This is a genomic window from Mangrovibacillus cuniculi, assembly GCF_015482585.1.
Classification (GTDB): Bacteria; Bacillota; Bacilli; order Bacillales; family R1DC41; genus Mangrovibacillus; species Mangrovibacillus cuniculi.
This window is the reverse complement of record NZ_CP049742.1, coordinates 1,168,095-1,182,933: the sequence shown is the minus strand read 5'-3', so window position 1 is coordinate 1,182,933 and position 14,839 is coordinate 1,168,095. Positions and strand designations below refer to the sequence as shown.

The 14,839-nt window shown below is 37.3% G+C and carries 12 protein-coding genes and 1 pseudogene; 9 read left to right on the top strand and 4 right to left on the bottom strand.

Annotated elements, in window-relative coordinates:
• The first annotated feature begins 44 nt into the window (after positions 1 to 44).
• The 3 genes and pseudogenes from G8O30_RS06000 to G8O30_RS05990 all read left to right on the top strand — a co-directional run bounded on the left by G8O30_RS06000 (position 45) and on the right by G8O30_RS05990 (position 3,048).
• Complete coding sequence (locus G8O30_RS06000) at positions 45 to 1,064, top strand: DUF3231 family protein (protein WP_239674070.1); 1,020 nt, start codon at positions 45 to 47, stop codon at positions 1,062 to 1,064.
• 50 nt (positions 1,065 to 1,114) lie between these two features.
• Positions 1,115 to 1,393 carry a YkvA family protein gene (locus G8O30_RS05995; protein ID WP_239674069.1) on the top strand — a complete coding sequence of 93 codons (279 nt, stop codon included), beginning with the start codon at positions 1,115 to 1,117 and terminating at the stop codon, positions 1,391 to 1,393.
• A 327-nt stretch (positions 1,394 to 1,720) separates the two neighbouring features.
• Positions 1,721 to 3,048, top strand: a pseudogene (locus tag G8O30_RS05990) (FAD-dependent oxidoreductase).
• 28 nt (positions 3,049 to 3,076) lie between these two features.
• Here G8O30_RS05990 and G8O30_RS05985 read toward each other — a convergent pair.
• Together G8O30_RS05985 and G8O30_RS05980 are read right to left on the bottom strand one after the other, a co-directional pair.
• The gene (locus G8O30_RS05985) at positions 3,077 to 3,940 is read right to left on the bottom strand and encodes a DMT family transporter (protein WP_239674068.1); all 864 of its coding nucleotides are present in this window, start codon (positions 3,938 to 3,940) and stop codon (positions 3,077 to 3,079) included.
• A gap of 275 nt (positions 3,941 to 4,215) precedes the next feature.
• Positions 4,216 to 5,808, bottom strand: coding sequence for an ABC-F family ATP-binding cassette domain-containing protein (locus tag G8O30_RS05980; RefSeq protein WP_239674067.1), 1,593 nt, complete (start codon positions 5,806 to 5,808; stop codon positions 4,216 to 4,218).
• A 121-nt stretch (positions 5,809 to 5,929) separates the two neighbouring features.
• Between G8O30_RS05980 and recQ the strand changes: the two genes are divergently transcribed.
• The 5 genes from recQ to G8O30_RS05955 all read left to right on the top strand — a co-directional run bounded on the left by recQ (position 5,930) and on the right by G8O30_RS05955 (position 10,655).
• Positions 5,930 to 7,729 (top strand): DNA helicase RecQ, encoded by a 1,800-nt coding sequence (gene recQ, locus G8O30_RS05975; protein WP_239674066.1) that lies wholly within the window; start codon positions 5,930 to 5,932, stop codon positions 7,727 to 7,729.
• Positions 7,730 to 7,832: 103 nt separating this feature from the next.
• Complete coding sequence (locus tag G8O30_RS05970) at positions 7,833 to 9,005, top strand: MFS transporter (protein WP_239674065.1); 1,173 nt, start codon at positions 7,833 to 7,835, stop codon at positions 9,003 to 9,005.
• Between the two features lie 141 nt (positions 9,006 to 9,146).
• Complete coding sequence (locus G8O30_RS05965) at positions 9,147 to 9,452, top strand: SNARE-associated domain-containing protein (RefSeq protein WP_239674064.1); 306 nt, start codon at positions 9,147 to 9,149, stop codon at positions 9,450 to 9,452.
• Complete coding sequence (locus G8O30_RS05960) at positions 9,386 to 9,721, top strand: DedA family protein (RefSeq protein WP_239674063.1); 336 nt, start codon at positions 9,386 to 9,388, stop codon at positions 9,719 to 9,721. Before G8O30_RS05965 ends, G8O30_RS05960 begins: the two co-directional genes overlap by 67 nt.
• Before the next feature lie 70 nt (positions 9,722 to 9,791).
• Positions 9,792 to 10,655, top strand: a complete 864-nt coding sequence (locus G8O30_RS05955) for a CvfB family protein (protein WP_420844613.1) — start codon at positions 9,792 to 9,794, stop codon at positions 10,653 to 10,655.
• 73 nt (positions 10,656 to 10,728) lie between these two features.
• Here G8O30_RS05955 and G8O30_RS05950 read toward each other — a convergent pair whose 3' ends face one another.
• A complete protein-coding gene (locus G8O30_RS05950; protein WP_239674061.1) occupies positions 10,729 to 12,276 on the bottom strand; it encodes a glycosyl-4,4'-diaponeurosporenoate acyltransferase CrtO family protein in 1,548 nt (515 codons plus the stop codon).
• 134 nt (positions 12,277 to 12,410) lie between these two features.
• Here G8O30_RS05950 and G8O30_RS05945 point away from each other — a divergent pair, with 134 nt between their 5' ends.
• Positions 12,411 to 13,928: a phytoene desaturase family protein gene (locus G8O30_RS05945; RefSeq protein ID WP_239674060.1), complete on the top strand. Its 1,518-nt coding sequence runs from the start codon at positions 12,411 to 12,413 to the stop codon at positions 13,926 to 13,928.
• A gap of 82 nt (positions 13,929 to 14,010) precedes the next feature.
• On the opposite strand, the gene G8O30_RS05940 is transcribed toward G8O30_RS05945, so the two are convergent.
• Positions 14,011 to 14,769 (bottom strand): SDR family NAD(P)-dependent oxidoreductase, encoded by a 759-nt coding sequence (locus tag G8O30_RS05940; protein WP_239674059.1) that lies wholly within the window; start codon positions 14,767 to 14,769, stop codon positions 14,011 to 14,013.
• Positions 14,770 to 14,839: the final 70 nt, after the last annotated feature.

Genomic DNA, 14,839 nt, shown 5'->3' with positions numbered 1-14,839 from the left:
CACACACTACAAATAACAAAAATTTTTAGAGACGTGGTGTATTTATGCAGGATTTTAGAGGAGCAACGCTAACTTCTGGTGAAATTGGTTCACTTTGGACAACTTATATCGGTGAAACAATGTTCTCTATCGTATACCAGCACTTTATGCAACATTGTGATGACCCAGAGATCAAACAATTATTAGACATGGGTTCGCGTGTTACAGACCAACTTATTAAACAAATTAGAGAAATTTATAAAGATGATAGGATGAAATTGCCGGTTGGATTTGGAGAGCAAGATATTAATTTAGAAGCTCCGAGGATGTTTTCCGATAAGTTTTATATGTTTTACTTAAAAGAGGCGGCGAGGTCAGCTATACACAATTATTCTGCCTGTTTAGTAGGATGCCATAGAGAGGATATAAGAGAATTTTTCTCAAGTGCTATTAAAGAGTATCTAGAGGTGTTTAATAAAGTAATGGATTTAATGCTTTCAAAAGGAATAGTTATTCGTACACCTAGTATTCCGATTCCAAAAGAAGGAACCACTGTCCATAACCAATCTTTTCTTGGCTCTTGGATTGGTCCAAAAAGACCAATTTCGTCTGAAGAAATAAAAGCAATTTATGTCAACTTAGATACCAATATGTTAGGAAAGTCCCTAATGATAGCTTTTAGCCAATCATGTAGAAATGAGAAGATAAAAAATTATTTGGTAAAAGGAAGAAAGATCTCTCATAAACATATTGAAATTTTTATTAATTTGCTAACAGACGAAGATTTACCTGCACCTCAATTATGGGATCCGGAAGTAACTGAATCGAACATTCCACCGTTCTCAGATAAGTTAATGATGTATCACACTGGTCTGGCTGCTGGAGCGGGTATAGAAAACTATGGAATGGCTATCTCAAAATCAGCAAGAAAAGATATTGCAGCAGATTTTGTTCGGCTTGCTATTGAAAGCGCACAATTTGCACAAGACGGCGCACAGTTATCAATAAATTTAGGTTTCCTAGAGCAAATCCCCTTAGCTGCAAATAGAGATCACCTTGCCTCCCACCCGCAAAACCAATACTAGTTGACGTTTTCCTCCCTTTATAAGTAAGATGGAGGAAAGGGGAGAGTTCTTTGAGATTCTTAAAGAGATTGCTTTTTATAGTAAAATTCCATCGTTTTATTCCATTTCTCGTGACTTTCTTTTCATCTAACGAAGTGGACGTATGGAAGAAAATTATTAGTTTATTGGCCATAATAGGGTATGCTTGGTTACCAGTTGATCTCATTCCAGATTTCCTATTTTTAATTGGAGTTGTAGACGATGTGATCATTATTACGTTGATATTCCAATGGATGATCTATGTAGCACCTAATTCAATTAAACAAAAGTATCCTAACCTACCTAAATAAAGGTAGGCTTTTTTTGTTACCTGACCAGTATCAACTTATCGTTTACTACATGACGTGACTTACCATTAGATGAGTCCTCGTGTTATGTCATATGTTCAAACTCCATCCATGTGTTATATTGTGATTCATTTCACATTGTACTGATGGTATTGTCGATAAATGTCACATAAGAACATAATTATATTGTGAAAAGGTGAGCAAAATATATTGCGTAAGAATAAAATGTGGTGTATAGTATGAATTGTAGAAATATTGTTCATTACTTCACATATATAATTATGTGAAAAGGTGAGCAATATAACAGTTATCATTCTAGGAGGATGAAATATGAAAGTCATTATTGTAGGATCTACACACGCAGGTACAGCAGCAGCAAAAAATATTCGTTCCCTGCATCCAAATGCAGAAATCACGGTTTATGAAAGAAATGATAATGTGTCATTCTTATCATGCGGTATTGCTTTGTATGTTGGGGTGTGGTCAAAGATGCTCAAGGACTATTTTACTCATCTCCTGAAGAAATGTCTTCAGCAAACATAAACATGAACATGCTTCATGAAGTAATGGAAATTCGAAGTGAGAAAAAAGAATTAGATGTGAAAAATCTAACTACTGGAGAAGTGTTTACTGACACGTACGATAAATTAGTCATGACAACAGGTTCTTGGCCGATAGTTCCCAACATCGAAGGAATAAACCAAGAAAACATTTTGTTAAGTAAAAATTATGGCCATGCACAAATGATTATTGAGAAAGCGAAAGAAGCGAAGAAAATTGCAGTTATTGGAGCGGGGTATATAGGTGTTGAACTAGTTGAAGCATTTCAACAGTATGGAAAAGACGTAACGCTAATTGATGCATCAGATCGTATCTTAAATAAATATCTCGATAAAGAATTTACAGATCCAGTCGAAACGGAATTTGAAAATCGGGGAGTAAAATTGGCATTAGAACAAACCGTTAAGAAATTTGAAGGTAAAGATGGAAAAGTGAATAAAGTAATTACAGATAAAAGCTCCTATGATGTTGATTTAGTTGTTCTATGTGTAGGCTTTAAACCAAATACGTTTCTATTAGAAGGGCAAGTAGAGATGATGCCTAACGGTGCTATAAAAGTGGATGAGTACATGCGTACATCTAATGAAGATATTTTAGCGGCAGGGGATAGTTGTGCAATCCATTATAATCCAACTGGTCAAACACAATATATACCTCTTGCAACGAATGCAGTACGAATGGGTACGTTGGTAGCTAGAAACCTTGTGTCTAAATCGATTAGATATATGGGTACGCAAGGTACGTCAGGCTTGCACCTTTACGATTTAAGTATGGCTTCTACAGGTTTAACAGCGACTAGTGCAGCTGCACAAGGAATAGAAGTAGATCATGTAATTGTTCGTGAAACGGATCGTCCTGGTTTTATGCCTACTACAGAAGATGTGTTATTTAAGCTAACATTTAATCCGAAAACAAGAGTAATTTTAGGAGCCCAAGTGTTATCAAAAGCAGATATGACTCAATCTATAAACACCATGTCTGTCGCTATCCAAAATAAGATGACTGTAGAAGAACTAGGATTTGTTGATTTCTTCTTCCAACCACACTTTAACAAGCCTTGGAATATTCTAAATCAAGCTGCTTTAGCTGCATTATAAAGAAATGAAAAAGAGGTTAGGGTAATCCCTAGCCTCTTTTTGCATGTACATGTTGTCCTTTTAGATACATATAAACTGCTGCACTAACGATGATCAAGTATCCTAGAAAACTCCATACATCTGGTATTTCTTGAAACAACCAAAACCCTAGCAGTGCCGAATAGAGAATAGAGGAATAATTAAAAATGGAAATCTCTCTTGCAGCAGCAAATTTATATGCCAGGGTAATACCGAACTGCCCAATTGTAGCAAAAACGCCTGCACCAATTAGGTAAACCCATTGTTTTATTGTCATAGGTTCGTAGTTAAGTAAAACGAATGGTAAGAGTACGACAGAAGAAAAGAAAGAGAAATAAAAGACAACAGTATAAAATTTTTCTCTTGGGCCCAAAACTCTTAATACAGTATAGGCACCAGCTGCGAAAGCGGCTGAAAGAAGTCCAATACCAAATGGCAAAAATTCAAACGAAAATTGCGGCTTAATAACGAATAAGGTACCAATAAAGGCAAATAAGATCCCAATAGCTTGATACTTAGATACATTTTCTTTTAAGAAAATGGCACAAAAAATGATAAGTAAAAATGGACTTAAATTATTTAACATAGTAGCATCTGCTAGCACTAGGTGGTCAATAGCGTAGAATAGGAATACGATTCCAAGAGTTCCTAAAGCAGAGCGTAAGAGTAATAAGGCTTGATTTTCTTTTTTGCCAAAAAAACTTTCTTTAAAGTATATAACCAGAAAAAAAGTCACTAGGGCTGTAACTCCATTTCGGAAAAACGTCTTTTGAATGGTAGGTAAGTCTCCAGACAATTTTACAAATGCAGACATTACAGCAAATCCGAATGCGGAGGCTAAAAGAAGAAGCATGCCTTTCGTGTAGTTGGTCAAACCAGGGACCTCCTTTGTAGTCATCTAGCAAAAAGACCTCCCTTGCATTAGGGAGGCTTTTTTAGTATGCGTCATTCGACGGAGTTTATCTGCTTTTGTGTAGCGGAGCACGAGAAGGGAATAATCCCCGTTCAGGTGTCCCACAAGAGCGTCTTGCGGAGCACGAGAGGAGAATAATCCCCGTTCAGGTGTCCCACAAGAGCGTCTTGCGGAGCACGAGAGGAGGGGAATCTCCGTCCAGGTGTCCCACAAGAACTCATTCAGCAAAAAAAGGATTATTGAGCTTTTTTCCACTCAAGGTACTCGTCGTATGATACTTGTTTATCTAATGCACCGTCTTCTGTAATTTCTACAATACGGTTTGCGATTGTTTGCATGAACTGGTGATCGTGTGAAGTGAACAGAAGCACGCCTTTGAATGCGATCAATCCGTTGTTTAATGCAGTAATGGATTCTAAGTCTAAGTGGTTTGTTGGTTCATCCATGATTAACACGTTAGAGTTAGAAAGCATCATTTTGGATAGCATACAACGAACTTTTTCTCCTCCAGAAAGGACACTTGGCTTTTTCTTTACCTCTTCACCAGAGAACAACATACGTCCTAGGAATCCTCGTAGGAACGTTTCGCTTTCATCATCTGGTGAATATTGACGTAACCAATCTACTAATGTAGGTTCTGGTCCGTTAAAATACTCTGAATTATCTTTAGGGAAATAAGCTTGAGAAGTAGTTACACCCCAACGGAATGTTCCTTCGTCTGGCTCCATTTCACCCATAAGAATTTTCATTAAAGTAGTTTTAGCAATCTCGTCACCTAGAAGAGCAATCTTATCATCGCGGCCGACTGTGAAGTTTACATTGTTTAAAACTTTCACGCCATCAATTGTTTTAGATATACCTTCTACACGTAACACATCGTTACCAATTTCACGTCCTAATCCGAACTGAACATAAGGATAACGACGAGAAGAAGGTTTAATGTCGTCAAGTGAAATTTTATCTAATAACTTTTTACGAGAAGTTGCTTGCTTAGATTTCGAAGCATTGGCCGAGAAACGTGCGATAAACGCTTGTAACTCTTTAATCTTCTCTTCTTTTTTCTTGTTTTGGTCTTGTGCCATACGAGTCGCTAATTGAGAAGACTCATACCAGAAGTCATAGTTACCTACGTATAATTGGATCTTTCCGAAATCAAGGTCTGCAATGTGCGTACAAACTTTGTTTAAGAAATGACGGTCATGGGATACGACAATAACTGTGTTTTCAAAGTTAATTAAGAACTCTTCCAACCATTGAATCGCTTCAATGTCCAAGTGGTTGGTAGGCTCATCCAGTAGTAAAACATCTGGTTTACCGAACAACGCTTGAGCAAGAAGGACTTTAACTTTTTCAGAACCTGAAATGTCGGCCATTTTCTTATTATGAAGATCTTCGCCGATTCCAAGACCTTTTAATAGGATAGCAGCTTCTGACTCTGACTCCCATCCATTTAATTCAGCGAATTCTCCTTCTAACTCAGCAGCACGAATACCATCTTCGTCAGAGAAATCTTCTTTCATATAGATCGCATCTTTTTCTTTCATCACTTTATATAAGCGAGCATGCCCCATAATAACAGTTTCCATTACTTCATACTCTTCATATTCATAATGGTTCTGTTTTAAAACTGCTAAACGCTCATCTGGACCTAAATGTACAGAACCTGTTTGAGCTTCAATCTCACCAGAAAGAATTTTAATAAAAGTGGATTTACCTGCACCATTTGCTCCAATTAATCCATAACAATTGCCTGGTGTAAATTTAATATTGACATCATCAAACAGCTTACGATCGGCAAATCGTAAACTGACATCTGTAACTGTAATCATGTACGTACCGCCTCCAAACTATATTCCTCGAAATTATACCACTCTTTAGGGTAAAAACGAAACAGTACTATTGAAACTTATGTTAGACTATCTCTGTATGATCAAAAAATGAGGTGATGGAATGAAATTGTTAGAAAAAGCAAAAGAACCTTTAAAGCATTATTTTGGATTTGATGATTTTAGAACTGGACAAAAAGAAACGATTTCAAACCTACTGACTGGAAAATCCATGTTAACCGTAATGCCAACAGGTGGAGGAAAGTCATTGTGCTATCAAGTCCCCGCATTACTCTTCGAAGGAACTTCTATCGTTATCTCACCATTAATTTCCTTAATGAAAGATCAAGTAGATGCTCTGCAAGAGAATGGTGTTAAAGCAGTAGCACTACATAGTGGTCTATCCTCAAATGAATTAGAAGAAACTATGCAAGAAATTATGACTGGAGAAATCAAGTTGATTTACGTTGCTCCGGAAAGATTAGATCACCCTAGATTCAGAGATATTTGTTTGCGACTAACAATTCCTCTTGTAGCGATTGATGAAGCACACTGTATCTCTCAGTGGGGACATGATTTTAGACCAAGTTATCGAATGATATTACCATTTATTCAATCACTTCCAGTACATCCTCTCGTTGTTGCATTAACCGCTACGGCAACGCCAAATGTTCGACAAGATATTTTAGCTGCACTACGAATTCCGAGGGAAAATGAAGTAGTCACGGGGTTTGAGAGAAGTAACTTAACGTTTGAAGTGGTTAGAGGTACAGATAAAACGAAGTATATTGAAACATTTATTGAAGGAAATAAATCAGAATCAGGAATTATCTATGCTGCCACTCGAAATAAAGTGGATCAGCTCTATGAATTGTTAAAACAAAAAGGCTATGCGGTAGGTCGCTATCATGGTGGTTTAGCAGATCAAGTGAGAGCAGAGCAACAAGATGCTTTCTTACGCGATGATGTTTCTATTATGATTGCTACTAATGCTTTTGGGATGGGAATTGACAAAAGTAATTTACGATACATCATTCACGCACAAATGCCTAAAAACATGGAAGGGTATTATCAGGAAGCGGGTAGAGCAGGACGGGATGGCTTACCTAGTGTGTGTATTCTTCTTTATTCTCCACAGGATATTCAAGTTCAACGTTTCTTATTAGAACAATCAACTACATCAGAAGAACGTTATTTACATGAAGTGGATAGACTTCGAAAAATGCAAGATTATTGTCACACAGAAGGGTGCCTTCAACAATTTATAGTTAACTATTTCGGTGAAGAGTCCGCTGAATCGTGTGGTAGATGTGCAAATTGTACAGATCAAAGAGAATCTGAGGATCGTACCGTTGATGCACAGCGTGTACTAAGTTGTGTTGTTCGAATGGGTCAACGTTTTGGAAAAGCCATGATAGCCAATGTTTTAATAGGATCTAAGAATAAAAAAGTTTTAGAGTTTGGTTTCGAACAACTACCAACATACGGTATTTTAACTGCTTGGTCCGGTAAACAAGCACAAGATTTTATTGAATACTTAACTTCTGAACAATATCTACTCATGAGTGGTGGAAGTTTCCCGGTTCTGCAAGTATCAGAAAAAGGAAAAGAAGTGTTGAAAGGATTGAGAAAAGTCTCTAAAAAGGCAGAAGCGGCACAACATACTATTGTAGCAAATGACGAATTATTTGAATCGTTACGAAAGAAAAGGAGAGAGATTGCTGAGGAAGCAGGTGTTCCTCCATTTGTTGTGTTTTCGGATGCTACGTTAAAAGAAATGAGTGCCAACCAGCCTACTACCGAGAGCGCATTGTTAGAAGTAAAAGGAGTAGGTCAGAGAAAGTTAGACCAGTACGGAGATTTCTTTTTAACTATTATTTGCGAGTATAAGAGTAAGGTAGACTCACAAGGTAGTACAGAATAAACAATTGTCTTTTTAATAAACTTCTGTTTATTTTCAGAAAATTTTCTAGCCATTCCTGTGATACAATAGTCAATAACTTACAGCATGGATGGAGACGATATATGTGAATGAAGGCATGGTATACAAAAGCTATTACACCTTAATGTTCTTGGCCGTAGGAAGTTTATACCCTTTATTAAGTGTATATTTATCAAATGTGATTGGTTTATCACCAGCAGAAATAGGGATGATAATGTCTCTTGGACCAGTTGTCATGATTGTCTTTCAACCAATATGGGGATTCCAAGCAGATAAAACAGGTCAACCTAAAATGCTTCTTCAGTTGACGATGGTGATGACTGCTATTATGGGGATTGGATACTTATTGTTTGATTCGTATTTAATCTTGTTCCTTGTTGCTATTTTAGTAGCGGTATTTCAAAGTGCTTTAATACCATTATCAGATTCTATGGCACTAAGTTATGCGGGAAGATCTGGTACTCCTTATGGTAGCATTCGTATGTACGGATCGTTAGGATTTGCTTTGGCTGTATTTTTCATGGGAAGATTAGCGGAAACGACGATTGGTTTACCTGTTATTGTGTATGCGTTCAGCATATTTCTTTTATTCGGTGCAGCATTTTTATGGTTTATTCCTAAAAGTGATGTACAGAAGAAAGCAGATCTATCTCTTAAGAAGGCAGTCGTAGGATTGTCTAATAACAAGCCATTTTTATTATTGCTTGTAATAACTTTCTGTTTCTTTGGTCCCAACTTAGCAAACAATGTGTACTTTTCTCTTTTTGTAGAAGCTTCTGGTGCCACATATGCTGGGATTGGAATTGTGTTTTTATTAGCGGTAATTAGTGAGATTCCTTTTATTCGAATTGCTTCGCTCGTTGCTAATAAAATTGGTGTGATGGGCTGTATTTCACTTGCGAGTGGCATTGCGTTGATTAGGTGGATTATTTATCTAAACGAACCTTCTTTAGCAGTAGTTTACGGAACAACTATTCTTCAGGGTATATCCATTGGGTTATTTATTCCTACAGCTCTTCAATATGTGAAGGAAATCACTCCACCAACCATGGTAGCATCTGCTATTACAATATACTCTAGTATAGGAAACGGTCTTGGAAACTGGTTCCACACGTTAGTTGGCGGACAAATTGCAGAAAGATTCTCTATTTACCACGTATATACTTGGTTTGCCATTATTACAGCACTTGGTTTAGTTACAACCATCTATTTAATGAGAAAGCCAGTTGAATCATACGTGGAGCAACAAGCCTCTTAAGAAAATTCCCTTGCGCGTTCATAATTGCGTAAGGGAATTTTTTTTCCTTTTAAAAATAATAATCAGAGTAACACCTGATAATTGAGTTTTTTTTACCAATCCGCTACGATAAGAAATAATACATTAAAGGAGTCCAAAACGATGGACACAATAATCTCTTTATATGAAAAAGCAGGTTACCTAGGCATTTTTCTATTTGGTTTTATTGGACTAATAGGACTGCCGTTGCCGAACGAAGTAATTGTGATGACAAGTGGCTGGATGTCTCGAATGTCTGTAGTGCAACCCATTCCTGCACTTGTCATGACAATAATGAGCTTATTAGCTGTAGTATCTACATGTTTCGGGGTTGGTAGAGGCATTAGTCAGGCAGCTACAAAATGTCTACTAAACAGTGGTGGAAAAGAGCGGAAAAGACATTTGAAAAGTACGAAGATAAAGCACTAATACTCTCTATATCTCTACCTGGTCTTCGTTTAGCTGTTCCTTTTTTAGCTGGAGTGAAGGGGATTTCGGTTAAAACATTTTACTTATATTCCACCTTGCCGGTTACACTATGGGCATGTGGATATTTCCTATTAGGTTTTTGGTACTTCCCGATAGCAAGTGAGCAGCCATGGCTATTCATCCCTGTTTTTTTAGTCTATGTAGCTGCTTTGGCACTAAGATCTATTCTTTTAACAAAGAAATCTCCATCGAAAAGTCACCTTTCGTAACTTGTATATAGAGGATGGACATGGTACAGTTAGTCGAATAAGTTATATGGATCGGTAGGAGGAAATTATGATCGAAATTGGTAAAGTATGTACATTGTTTGTCGCTCGAGAAGTAGACTTTGGTGTATTTTTAGAAGATGATAGAGGCGAATCTGTACTCTTGCATAATAATGAAATGACAGAAGAAGTCTTTGTAGACGATGAAGTAGATGTCTTTGTGTATCTTGATAAAGAAGGAAGATTAACAGCTACAATGAAACTTCCCAAAGTACAAAAAGGAAGATATGGTTGGGTAGATGTTGTCGCTGAACACGGGGAACATGGTGTATTTGTTAATATCGGTTTGTTAAAAGATGTGCTAGTCTCAAATGACGACCTACCTGCCTGGCATTCTGTATGGCCTGAAGCAGGGGATAGACTATTTGTTTCCCTAAAAGAAGACCAAATGGGAAGGTTGCTTGCGAAAGTGGCGACAGAAAATATTGTAGCATCTATTGCTAGAAAAGCACCTAAATCGATGTACAATCAAAAATTCGTGGGAACGGTTTATCGTTGTCAAAAAGTTGGTACTTACTTAATTTCAGATGAGGGCTATAAAGCGTTTGTCCATTATTCTGAGCGACAAGAAGAGCCAAGACTCGGTCAAAAAGTGGAAGGTCGAGTAATTGATGTAAAAGATGATGGCACGTTAAACGTATCTTTCTTACCACGTAAAGAAGTAAAAATGGATGATGATGCAGAGCAAATCTATTCTTATTTACTTCAACGTGGAGGACAAATGCCATATACGGATAAATCTACACCTGAAGATATTCAAGATCGCTTCCAGTTAAGTAAAGCTTCTTTCAAACGAGCTCTTGGTCGTCTAATGAAGGAAGGGAAAATCGAACAAAAAGATGGTTGGACGCGTGTAAAGGAAAACGTGAATAACTAATAAGGTAACCGTGAGTGATTCTTTTCGCTTACGGTTTTTTGTTCGTCCATGCTGGGCGAACAAAAAACCACCTTCAACGAATGATGCTCCTTTTTAAGAGTGGCAAAATTCTAGCTCTGTTATAACGCTGAATAAAGATAAAAGGAACATTTACTAGGACACCGTATAATACCATCCAACATAATAGAACAGTATCATTCATCCAAAAGAAAGGAAATACAGGTAAAATTTGTAGCCAGTGTGATTGCTCTGCACGGACCGTTTCGTAAAAGAAACTATTTATTTCATCGCGTTTTACTGTTTTTTTACTTTGGGATGAAGAGAACCAACCACCTGCATCTGGCAAGATATCCTTCCACTTAGAGATTCGGAGTTTTTGATAAAGGCTTTTCTCTCTATCATTTGGATATAACCACTTATTCGTAGAGAAAGATCTCCGTATTGCTGAATATGACCAAGAAGAACTCCATAAAGCAATGAGTAGTTGACAACATCCCCAATACAATACTAAGCCTACCCATCCCATTTTCTTAATTTCCTCCACTAATCGTCCGGTCTTTCCAAACCGTTTTTTATTAAAAACACCATTCCATACAGAACGAGTAAAGATGTAAAGGAAACCAAAGAAAAAGAGAGGGATAAGAAACATATCCGTCCATTTCATTTTTCCGAACAGATTAGCTTGCATCCAAAATAAGAAAGAGTAACTAAGCATGAAAGTTGCCCAAATCGAAAATGATACTTGGTCCGTAATGTGGAAAATCTCCATCGCTGCTGTGAAGTAAAACGTTAGCCAAATGGAAATTAAAAACAGCATAACTGAGTTTGTCATCATGGCTCCTTTTGCAAAACTCTTACTCCAACCATTTACTAGCTCCGACCAACCATTCGGATACATTCTCATATGAATAATGTCTTTCCCAATATACGCTTGAACTGGCAAGTTTCTTGATTTTACTTGTTGAATTAAAGCAAGATTCTCTACGACTTCCTCGTGAATCGCTTCATGACCACCAATCCCAATGTATGTATTACGGTTCATAACAAGTGCTTGACCATACCCCCCTACGGTTGAATCTTTTGAACGAAATAATTGAGTGGAGCCTGTTGAAGCAGCTGTAATGAAATGAAATAAGATGGAAAAGCGTTCTTTCCAATTCTTCATCTCATGGTAAGGCTGAATGCTCATGGCACCTTGGTAACGTTGTTTAGAGAATGCAGTATCGATTTTTTTTATCGCTTCAGGCTTAAGCCATGTATCAGCATCTAAAAAGATAAAGTGATTGCCTGTTGCATAGTTAACTCCATTCCATAAAGCCCATGATTTACCCATCCAATTTTGAGGTAGAGGAGGTGTATCAATAACAGTAGCACCAAATGATTCCGCTACTTCTCGAGTTTTATCGGTTGACTGATCATTAATCACAATTACTTCCTTTACTAACTCTTGACCTAGTACTGTTGGTAATAGAGTGATCAGATTATGTTGTTCATTACGAGCAGGAATTAATATCGTATACACAGCTTCGGACGATTGATTGGAATGACGACTCTTTAACATGTTAACCCTTGAAAATAGTAAAACGTGTAACCCTATTAAAACGATAAAAGTCCAAATCATTACTATACCTCCTTTTTCTATCATTCTTACCAACTATGTAGGTTCAAAAACCTTTTTCTATTTGATAGTTATGAAATTCAGTTTTTTTGTCAAAAAAGAGTAGAGAGAAGTTGAAAGAAGAAGGAGAGAATGTCATGAAGAAGAAAGTAGTAGTGGTTGGTGGAGGAATTGCTGGGATGAGTGCGAGCATTCGTCTAGCTGTAGCTGGCTATGATGTAACAATCATGGAAAAAGGCGAGAGGTTAGGTGGAAAGTTGAACGTCCGTGGAGGGATGGGGTATTCCTTTGATACAGGGCCTTCTATTTTAACAATGCCTTGGACGTTGGAAAAATTATTCGCTTCAGCAGGAAAGAATCTGCATGATTACGTAACTATTACTAGAGTAGAACCAGGTTGGAGAACGTTCTTTGAGGACGGTACTAAATTGGATTTACACGCAGATTTAGTTGAAATGATGGAAGAAATAGAGCGAGTAGCTCCAAAAGATAAAAATGCTTATTTAGACTATCTATCTTATGCAAATAAAATGTATGAATTAAATAAAAAGAGCTTTTATCATCAAAGTATTTCTGGTCTACCAGATCTACGTCAATTGCATTCTTTAAGAGAGTTATTACAAATGGATCCTTTAAAATCAATGGATCAAGCTACTAGAAAATATTTTAAGAGTAAGTACTTACAGCAACTGATGAACTTTTTAATCATGTATATTGGATCTTCCCCATACAATGCGCCAGCAGTTTTATCACAGCTTGCTCACGTTCAAGTCGGTGTGGGCGTGCATTATGTACAAGGTGGTATGTATAAGATAGCCGAAGCGATGAAAAGTTTATTAGAAGAGTTACAAGTGAAAGTGGTGCTTGATACAAAGGTAGAACAAATTAATGTGAATGGCAATCGAACTACGGGTGTAACTATTAACGGAGGAGAAGTAGTTCCTGCTGATTTAGTAGTATCTAACTTAGAAGCGATACCTGCTCACCAAACACTTTTAACAGACTATCCAAAACAACAACAGGCGTTGTCAGAGCTTCAAGATTTCCAGCCTACCGTATCAGGTTTAGTTTTATTATTAGGTGTTAATCGCGAGTATCCTGAGTTAAAACACCATAACTTCTTCTTTGCGAAAGATCAAAAGAAAGAGTTCGTGCAAATGTTTGATCAAGGGAAAATTACAGATGATCCAACCGTATACGTAGGTATTTCTAGTAAATCTGATTCGACGCAAGCGCCGGATGGAAAAGAGAATTTGTTTGTATTAACACATGTTCCACCACTAAAAGATGGAGAAGATTGGAATGTGTATAAAGATTCCTATCGTGAACTTGTTTTAAACAAGCTAGAAAGAATGGGAGTTACAGGCTTACGTCAACATATTGAATGGGAATATCAATTTACACCGAATGATATTCAACAACTTTACGGATCTAACGGTGGTTCCATCTATGGAGCTGTTACGGATCGTAAGTTAAATGGAGGATTTAAAGTTCCTAACCGTTCGGCTCATGTAGAAAATCTTTATTTTGTAGGAGGGTCTACTCACCCCGGTGGAGGAGTACCTATGGTGTGCTTATCAGGTCAATTGACGGCAGACTTAATCTTGAAAGACCAGGGAAAGAGTGGGAAAATGGACGATCGTCAAATAGGCTAAACTATCTTATCTCTAAAATGCAAAAAATACCGTTGCTAGCATGCAGCGGTATTTTTATTGTATTAATAGACACAACTCATCATCATGAAAGAAAATCTTTAACATCTATCATTTTTCCATTCTCATACTCTTCTCGATGATTCAGTAGAGTAAGAACTACCTTTGCTACGTCATAAGGAGAACGTAGCGCATTTTCTTCTTTGAACTGTTGGAACTTTTCTACTTCTTTAAAAGCTTGTTTGGAGGAGGACCTAATCTCTCCTTGCATGTCTGTATCCATAATTCCTGGATTAAATGCCATCGCTTTAAGCGGCAAGCCTTGCTCCAATACTTCCATATTTACGACTTCTGTAAAGTAATTTAATGCTGCCTTTGTTGCGCCGTACACACTCCAGCCATGTATTCCACGCGTTGCTGCCCCAGATGAAATATTTACAACCGTTGTGGTTACTTTAGTAGATTTTGCAAACAGTACCGCATGCTTACTTGCTATCATAGGTGCTTGAATGTTTAACTGAAGGGCTTTATTTACTTCAGAAGAAATTAAGTGTTCGACCGTGTCAATCGGTTGTACGGTGCCTGCGTTATTGACTACTACTAATTCACTAATAACGTCAGGTAAATCTTGATAAACACTTGTCCATGTTTCTTCCGCTTCTAGTTCATTCATTAAATCCACTGGGTAAAATCGAAAGTCTTTTCCAGATGATAAAGCTTGATCTTTTAGCTTTTCATTTTCGTTTCTAGAAAGAGCAATCACATTCCACTCGCCCTTTAGAGCCTCTAAAGCAATTGCTTCACCTAAACCTTTGGAAGTACCTGTGATCATCATATACTTCATTTTTATCCCCCTGACAAAAAGTTCTTAACACTATGTAGTTCCTATTATATCCTTGCGTCTTTTTAAAAGT